The organism is uncultured Psychroserpens sp. (assembly GCF_947501425.1).
Taxonomy (GTDB): Bacteria; Bacteroidota; Bacteroidia; order Flavobacteriales; family Flavobacteriaceae; genus Psychroserpens.
This window is the reverse complement of sequence record NZ_CANMVN010000013.1, coordinates 1-9,392: the sequence shown is the minus strand read 5'-3', so window position 1 is coordinate 9,392 and position 9,392 is coordinate 1. Positions and strand designations below refer to the sequence as shown.

At 37.7% G+C, this 9,392-nt stretch carries 5 protein-coding genes; 1 reads left to right on the top strand and 4 read right to left on the bottom strand.

Features of this window, described 5'->3' with window-relative positions:
* Positions 1–504, top strand: a 504-nt coding sequence (locus Q0951_RS16850) for a phosphoenolpyruvate carboxykinase (ATP) (protein WP_299339466.1), incomplete at its 5' end; no start/stop codon positions are given.
* A 69-nt stretch (positions 505–573) separates the two neighbouring features.
* Here the strand turns inward: Q0951_RS16850 and rlmF are convergent.
* The 4 genes from rlmF to Q0951_RS16830 all read right to left on the bottom strand — a co-directional run.
* A complete protein-coding gene (gene rlmF / locus Q0951_RS16845; protein ID WP_299339465.1) occupies positions 574–1,470 on the bottom strand; it encodes a 23S rRNA (adenine(1618)-N(6))-methyltransferase RlmF in 897 nt (298 codons plus the stop codon).
* The gene (locus tag Q0951_RS16840; protein WP_299339464.1) at positions 1,463–2,629 is read right to left on the bottom strand and encodes a PLP-dependent aspartate aminotransferase family protein; all 1,167 of its coding nucleotides are present in this window, start codon (positions 2,627–2,629) and stop codon (positions 1,463–1,465) included. The genes rlmF and Q0951_RS16840 overlap by 8 nt, the downstream gene beginning before the upstream one ends.
* Positions 2,630–2,700: 71 nt before the next feature.
* Positions 2,701–3,516, bottom strand: coding sequence for a T9SS type A sorting domain-containing protein (locus Q0951_RS16835; RefSeq protein ID WP_299339463.1), 816 nt, complete (start codon positions 3,514–3,516; stop codon positions 2,701–2,703).
* A gap of 131 nt (positions 3,517–3,647) precedes the next feature.
* A partial coding sequence (locus Q0951_RS16830) for a LamG-like jellyroll fold domain-containing protein (RefSeq protein WP_367179771.1) occupies positions 3,648–9,392 on the bottom strand: 5,745 nt, incomplete at its 5' end.

The window sequence follows — 9,392 nt, the reverse complement described above, 5'->3', positions numbered from 1 at the left end:
TACACAGCAAAAGTGGCTGGTACTGAAGCAGGCATTACAGAACCTGTACCATCATTCTCTGCTTGTTTTGGAGAACCATTTATGCCATTACACCCAACGGTTTATGCTGAAATGTTAAGCAAAAAGATGCAGGAAGCTGGTGTGAATGTATGGCTGATTAACACCGGATGGACAGGTGGACCTTATGGTGTAGGATCTCGAATTAAATTAAAATATACCAGAGCCATGATTACGTCTATCTTAGAAGGAAAGCTCGATAACGCTGAATTTGAGCAGCATCCAATCTTTGGATTATTTATGCCAAAAGAATGTGATGGTGTACCAACAGACATATTAGATCCAATGAATACCTGGTTGCAAAAAGGTGCTTACGTTAGTAAGTCTATTCAACTGGCACATTCATTCCATTTGAATTTTGAAAAATTTGCAGGACAAGCGTCACAGCAAATCATAGAAGGTGGACCGTTAATTGACGAACACCACCATTTAAACGATCATGTTTAGATCATAGCGAAAATGAGGTTGGCAACACTACGAATAAAAGGTTAATTCATAATTACAACAACGCCAACCTCATTTTTTATTTTTCAAATTCTGAATAGCCTTGTCTGTAAAAAACGACCAGGCTACTACTCTACTTATTTTATGTCCTAATGACAATTCTAAAACCTTAATGGTTGTCGCTCCTAACTTTTTGAGAGATGCTTTCATGGATGTAACATGCTCTTTTTTTGAAACTAAGGTCGTGTACCAGATACAATTCGTTTTTAATAATGAGCTCTGATACAAATAATTATGCAAAAAGGCTTTTTCGCCTCCTGGATACCAAAGTTCGTTTGCTGTTCCGCTGAAGTTTCTAATGAATGTATCAGAAGATTTACCTAATCCTTTGAGTTTGCGTTCTGTATGCTCTATGGCTTCTGCTTCACTTTTATAGAATGGTGGATTACACATCGATGCTGTAATCTGTTCCGAAGCGTTTATAACCCCTTCAACAATCGATTGTGTATTATTCTGAAATCGCAATTCAATAACAGAGTTGAGCTTGTTCTTATCTATGATTCGTTTAGCAGTCTTATAGGCTTGTTTATCAATTTCCGAAGCTATAAAACGCCAGCCATATTCGGCGTGGCCTAACAAGGGATAGATACATGTGGCTCCAGTTCCAATATCTAAAATGGTGATATCTTTTGTCAATCCTGACGATGCTAACAAATCATTTAGCAAATGAATGTATTCAACGCGACCCGGAATTGGCGGACATAAATGTGCATCAGGGAATTCCCAAAAATCGACACCATAGTATAATTTTAGTAAGGCTGTATTTAAAGCTTTAACGGCTTTCGGATTAGCAAAATCAATTGTGAAGCGACCATAGTTGCTCTCGTATATAAAAGGCACTAACCCTGGTGAGCTTATGGCCAAGACCTCAAAGTCATAGCCTTCAGCATGTTTATTGTGTTTATGCAAAAGATGCGACTTTAGTTTTAGAAATGGCTTGCTTGATATCGTTTTTCAAATCTTTAAAGGTTTCAATGCCTATGGAAAAACGAATCAACTGGTTACTAATCCCAACAGCATCACGTTGCTCCTGAGTCAACAAGGCATGAGACGTTTCCGAAGGTAACAACATGGTACTCTCTACACCTGCCAAACTCATTGAGGATTTGATCAATTGCAATTGCTTTTGAAATGCCATAGCATCAATACCTTCAACCAATTCAAAGGACAGCATGGCACCAAAATCATGCATCTGTTCTTTAGCCAATTTATGCTCTGGATGACTTTTCAAACCAGGATAATAAACCTTAGCCACATCATCATGTTGATCTAAAAATTTTGCGAGCTTTTTAGCATTCTTCGTTTGAGCTTTAACACGAAGTGCTAATGTTTTCATACTACGTTCTAACATCCAAACGGTCATATCGCTTAAACTTCCTCCTAGATTCTTAGAAACGTTCCAAATGCGATCCATATGCTCCTTAGAACTTGCTACAGCTCCAGCCAGAATATCACTATGGCCACCAAGATATTTTGTAGCCGAATGCATGACAATGTCAATACCAAAATCGATCGGATTTTGGTTTACTGGACTCGCAAACGTATTATCAATAGTAGATACAATGCCTTTTGATTTTGCCAGTTGTGCAACCGCTTTAATATCTGTAACAGTCAATAAAGGGTTTGAAGGGGTTTCAATATGAATGACTTTAGTATTTGGCTGAATAGCAGCTTCAAAATCTGTGATATTGTAGCCATCTGTAAATGTATATTCAATACCATATTTTGGAAATTCCTCACGAATAAAATTACTTGTTCCTCCATACAAGGTATTCTGAACGACAATGTGATCTCCCTTTTGTAAAAAAGCCAGAAACATATGACTAATAGCAGCCATTCCGCTTCCAAAGATCATAGCAGCTTCAGCATGCTCTAACGCAGCTATTTTCTTCGATAAATATTCTTGATTAGGTGTGTTAAAATAACGTGGGTAGCGCTTCACATCTACATCATCAAACTCATAAGACGTTGACAAATAGATTGGCGATATAGCGCCTTTAAACTGCTCATCCTTGATTTCACCAACATGAGTGCATATGGTATTTAATCCTAATTTTTTCTTTGACATGATGTTCTAATTTGTAAACACTAAAATTACAAAAAAGAATGCCACAGAATAAATTACAAAATAGGTTTCTGTTATTTAGAAATGATAAGTCGTTTATTAGTAATACCTGTATTGGTCTTAACCCTTACAAGATAAGTTCCATTGGAGATATTAGATAATGGAATCTTAAGTTCTCCATTACTGTTTGATTTCAGATTAGACCAATGTTTTACTTTTCGCCCTAAAATACTATAGAGCGTTATGGCTTTAACTTCTAAGGCTTGGTCTGTTTTTATCATTAACTCTTTAGTAGAAGAGAGATAGTTAATATTGTTAATCTGTTCATGAACCTGAGTGACTGACAATTGATTGTTTGCAAAATTCATTTGATTAACATCACTAGTAAAAGTGATATAAAAACGATTGATATGATTTCCTTCTGAGATGGTTTTAACCACACTTGAATCTGATATAGGTGCTACTGAATTATTCAGAGCATCATAAATATAAACACTTATGGTTTGATCAAAATTCTCTAATGATAAGAGTGAAAATTCCACATCTCCACCATTGGCTAAAAATACACCAAGCGGATAGGTCTTACTCTCATGGAATGAACCAACACCTTGAATGACATAGCGATTATCATCAATCATCCAATTACAATCATTGGCATAGTTATCTATGTTTTGTGCATCATAACCATAATCAAATCCATCTGTAGCAGAATCATCTGTAGTAAATCCTAATAATAAGTGTCGTGTGTAACCTAAAGGTGTCGTGATATCAATTCTTACACGTTGTATGTCTGAAAATGCAAAAGGAACATCTTCAATTTCAGAGGCAAACGCGAAACTACCAGGTATACAAAAAAGTATAGTTAAGCAAACGTAGGTCAATGTTTTCATTACATTAGGGCTTTAATGAAACTCAATTTAGTTAGGAGCCAATGTAAGAATTAAACATAAATAAATCCGTAAAATGCATAAATATTCGATGAAATACACTTTACGGATCTAAATTTTGTAAGAATTTTATATCATTTTTTGACAATTACCTTATTGTTATACGTCGTATCATAAGTATTGACTTTGATAATATAGGAACCATCAGAGATGTTTTTCACTGGAATTCTAATCGAGTCATCTAATTCAAACTCTGAAGTATTATCCCAACGTTGAATCTCTTGTCCGAGTAAATTTAAAAGTCTAATTTCTTTAACTTCGGAAATACGAGTTGTTCTAACATATATCTCCTGAGTTGAATTAAAATAACTGATAATCTGTTCTTCAAAATCTGTTTCAGGCGTTGATAATGCTTCCGAAGAAAAAGCAACGTAGAATCGACCTTCATAGGTATCAGTATCTAAAGTGAGCTCTAGTGCCTCAGTAGTGATATCAAAATAAGTATCAAGTAAAGCATCATAGATATAAACATTGATAGCTTCGTCAAAATTCTCCAAATCATTTAATGATACTTCATAAGTTCCAGGAGTATTAACATACACAACCAGCGGATACTGTTTTGTATCATCAAAAGCACCTACACCTTGTGTCGTATAGTCGCCTCCTTCGATTCGCCAGAACATATCATTAGGAAATTCTGTATCCGAATTTTCAGCATCATAGGCATAATCAACGCCATCAGTAGCCTGACCAGGAACAAAACCTAATAGTAAGTGTCGTGTTGCACCTTCAACAGTCATAAAATCTATTCTTACACGCTGTACTTCAGGATTTGGATCTTCCTGAGACATATACATGTTTGGATTGCTTGTTCTGAAAAATTGAGAGCTTACAGCCGTTTCTTTTACAAAAATTCGTTGACTATTTTTAAATTGAATATTACCACCTAGATTACTTGCAGTTACAAAAAATCCTTGTGATACAGGAACATAACGTCCTGGCAATTTCGATGGTGTTCCATTTCCACTTATCAAAGGCGGTGACACTGCAGGATTTCCTCCGGTTAAATTATAAGTAGCGTAACCACCTTCATAGTCCTCAAGAATATGGGTAAAATTAGAGGTGTAATGTTCCCAGAAATACAAGGTACCATCGGTACTTTGAGATGAGCCAGGGTTTCCCCCTGGTATATTATCAAGAATAAATGCATTAGCATCAATTGCAGACGGATACGGATTACCAATTAAAGCTTGATTTCCTATTGTTATTGGTGTAGTAATGGTTCCGTTATTTGGTTTCCCTATAAACACATAATTCTGTACATCAGTTACAGGATCTCCAACACCACTTCCTTTCATAGTAAAACTTAACCCAGTAGCAATATTATCTGTTTCACTCAATCCTCTCCATGAAGCATAACTATCAAAAGGATAATTCTCATAAGCAAATAACCAATAACTACTTAATGTAATTGGTGTTGTGCTTCCGTTAGCATCATGAACTGTTGTCCATTGCAAGCCAAGAGGATTATTAGAATTACTACCATCTCGTAATATATCATTAACATTAAACGGGTTATTATTTGAAGTCGTACTCAATGTACTTACAGGAGAACTCCAATAATTATAATTATAAAGATTTGTTGTTCCTTGTTGATCGCGCTCTAACTTACCTGCACTAGTAACATCCAAAATACTACCCTCGTCTTGAAGCAATTGCGACTCTCCAAATAAATCAATATCACCATCTAATTTTAAATAATGAGTCACTCTTAAGAATTGTCCATCATTAGTTTCATCCTGTGCTGAGCCAGGATCTTTAATATCCAGAGTCTTATTTCCTGTATCAGATAACAAACCTAAAACGGTAATATCTTTGTCACCAGAATTGATATCGTGAGACATCTGAACGATATTCCAGTCTATTGGTGTAACTCCATCAACTCCTATACTATTAGGTGCATCCCAAACGCTAAAGTTAGTCCATGTGTTATCAGTAGCCCAATCTTGACCATCTACTCTTGATGTGTACGGTAAAGGTGCCGTTTCCTGCTGAGCCGAATTCATATTTCTAAGCAAACCTCTAATTCCTTTATTAGCTATTAACGTACCGCAATTGACATTCATTTGATAATATCCATCCAAATCTGCCCATGATAGTCCAGCGATATCCAATGGAACAACCGATCCTCGAACTGCTGTATTATCCTCAATTTCCTGATTCATCATCTGACGTATTTGTGGTGTTGTCAAAGCGGTATTCCAAATACGAAGTTCGTCCATCCAACCATTAAAATAACTCACTGGTCGGTTTGGTGCATTATTTGCCTGATCCATAGCTCCTGCAAAACTATTCATAGTATTGGCAGAAGGCGCAGCACCTGCAATAGGCGCACTGACCTCTATACCATCAATATATAATCTATAGGTTCCATTACTATTTGTTACAGCAATATGATACCATCTATTTGTAGATATTGCATGTGACGATTGAATAGTTCCACCTGCATTCCAGTTAAACTGAACAGTAGTACCTACAAGTTGTAAGTCATAACCTGTCGCCAAATTATTAGCATCTCGTTTTGAGAATAACACTTGTGTTCCAGTAACCGACTCCGGTTTTATCCATACCTCAATACTAAATTGGTTATTAAGGTTGTAATTATCTTTAAATGTGATGTAGTCATTAATACCGTCAAAATCTATGGTTGGACAACTTTCAATCGTTACTTGTATGGTATCTGAGCAACCAATAGTTGGCACTGTCCATGTCAATTCATAGGTACCAGGATCTGCTGAAAACTTAGACGTCGGACTTCCAACATCAGAGAAGGAATAATTTCCACCACAACCAGATAGTTGTGTTGCTGACCAAACGCCTGCTTCACCTGTACCAGGATAAATTCCAGTTGTAAATACAGCTGGATTTGAAACACCATTGGTTATATTTTGAGCTGCAGTTAGATTATTATCATAGGCATTTAGAGTAATATCTTCACCACATTCACCAATAATCTGGGTGATATCTTCACCTGCATATGCCAAAGTTGCATTAACATCAACAAACTCTGTTCCTTCTGAACCTATTGCTCTACAACCATTTATTAAAGAGGTAACACCATAAGTTTGAATACCTGGCGTTACTGGTGTTATAGTTGTTATGGCTCCAGTAGTTACAACTGTACCTGTTCCATCTTCCCACTCAATAACCTCATCAATTGGAGCTTGAGGGAGTGTGATCCCGTCAATAGCCCATGAACTTCCTACAGTAGAGGTAAATGTGAATCTGACTCTTAAATTTGTTAAACCAATATAATCTGATAGGTCAAGTGAGACTGAATTGGCCGCATCTTGAAGGTTAATCGTTGGAACATTATTAGCGCCTCCACCTAAATTCACAAAACCTCCTGAATCGCCCGGACCGCTGAAACTCATTAAAGTAACAGGATAAGTTGCCCCTCCATCTACTGATAATTCAATAATTCCCGAAGCTCCAGCCTGGATGTAATATGCCGATTGAAAATCAAGACTCGCACTTGACAAACCTAATGTATTGAACACAGCTGTTTCCAAAGTAGTAACTGGTGGTGATGGATCTGCTCCATTGAAATCACCATAAGTAATAGCGAATTTACCACCTCCTTGATTTTTATAACGAACACCTTCAGTAATATTACTCGAATTATTTGCATTACCATTACTAATACCACGCCAAGGTGTTGGTGAGGTATTGCTACCTGAAGCACTCCAACCAGAAACGCCGTCATTTCCATCTACTAACCATCCAGGTAAATTAGCTTGATTAAACTCACCTCCATTATTCAATTCTGGATTAGTAGCAAAAGAACTCTGAGCTTCCACTGAAATACTTGCACCTAAGCAGGTATCAAATGTATCTGGACCGATAATTGTTGGTGGTATATCGGGTGGAATCACAACCACACGAACAATTGTTGATGTGGCTTGACATGAACCTATTTGGATCACTGCACGTATTAAAGTGGTTTCAAGAATATCAGCAAAATAATAGGTTGTTGTTGTGTTAGGAATTGTTGTCCAAACCAAGCCTCCATTTGTTGAAGACTGCCAATAAGCCACATTTCCTGTATGACCTGTTAAGCTAAATGTAGCATTTTGTGGTTCGTCCGGACACGCAGTGACTTCAACTAAATTGTCTTCATCTGCAATTGTCTCTGTATTATTCAAATAGCCTAAGGCTGTTCCTCCTGAAATATTCGGACTAATAACGGTTACAGTTGACGTACAAATTGCACTATTTCCATTTCCGTCATCAACCGTTAATACAATAACATTAGTTCCTATATCTGTGCAATCAAAAGTACTTTGAGATAAGGTGAAATTTACTGTACCACAGTTATCTGAAGATCCATTATCAACCTGAGCTCCAGTAATAGTCGCTGTACCAGTAACATCACTTAATTGAATTGTTAAGTCCTGACACACTGGTATAGGATCTGTAGTATCATTGATCACAATGTTTTGAACGACATTTATAGTGTTGCCATTACCATCGTCAAAATTCCATGTCACAGCAAAAGCGCCTTGGGTATTGTAAGTTAATGGATCAGATGTTGTTCCAGTAATTATTCCTGAACAACCGTCTGTTGTGGTTGGTACTGGAACAGTAGCACTACACTCTGCTGTAATAGTTGTTAATGTAGGTGGAACAGGTCCACTAATATCATCAATAATCACATTCTGCGGCACAACAATACTATTGCCGTTTCCATCATCGAAGGTCCAGTTGATTACAAATGTCCCTTGCGTGTTATAGGTCAGTGGATCACTCGTTGTTCCTATGAGTGTGCCTGAACAGTTATCGGTTGTAGTTGGTGCTGTGGCTGTTGCTGAACATTCACCTGTGATATCAGAGAGTGTTGGTATCACTGGATCTGTGATATCATCTACAATCACATTCTGAGGTACAACAATACTATTGCCGTTTCCATCATCGAAGGTCCAGTTGATTACAAATGTCCCTTGCGTGTTATAGGTCAGTGGATCACTTGTGGTTCCTGTGAGTGTGCCTGAGCAGTTATCGGTTGTGGTTGGTGCTGTTGCTGTTGCTGAACATTCACCTGTCACATCAGATAGTGTTGGTATCACTGGATTTGTGACATCATCTACAATCACATTCTGAGGCACAACAATACTGTTGCCGTTTCCATCATCGAAGGTCCAGTTGATTACAAATGTCCCTTGCGAATTATAGGTCAGTGGATCACTTGTGGTTCCTGTGAGTGTGCCTGAACAGTTATCGGTTGTGGTTGGTGCTGTGGCTGTTGCTGAACATTCGCCTGTCACATCAGAGAGTGTTGGTATCACTGGATCAGTAACATCATCGATAATCACATTCTGAGGCACAACAATACTGTTGCCGTTTCCATCATCGAAGGTCCAGTTGATTACAAATGTCCCTTGCGAATTATAGGTCAGTGGATCACTTGTGGTTCCTGTGAGTGTGCCTGAACAGTTATCGGTTGTGGTTGGTGCTGTTGCTGTTGCTGAACATTCGCCTGTCACATCAGATAAGGTTGGTATCACTGGATCTGTGATATCATCAATAATCACATTCTGAGGCACAACAATACTGTTGCCGTTTCCATCATCGAAGGTCCAGTTGATTACAAATGTTCCTTGCGAATTATACGTTAGTGGATCACTCGTTGTTCCTGTGAGTGTGCCTGAGCAGTTATCCGTTGTCGTTGGTGCTGTTGCTGTGGCTGAACATTCGCCTGTCACATCAGATAAGGTTGGTATCACTGGATTTGTGACATCATTGATAATCACATTCTGCGGCACAACAATACTATTGCCGTTTCCATCATCGAAGGTCCAGTTAATTGTATAAGTTCCCTG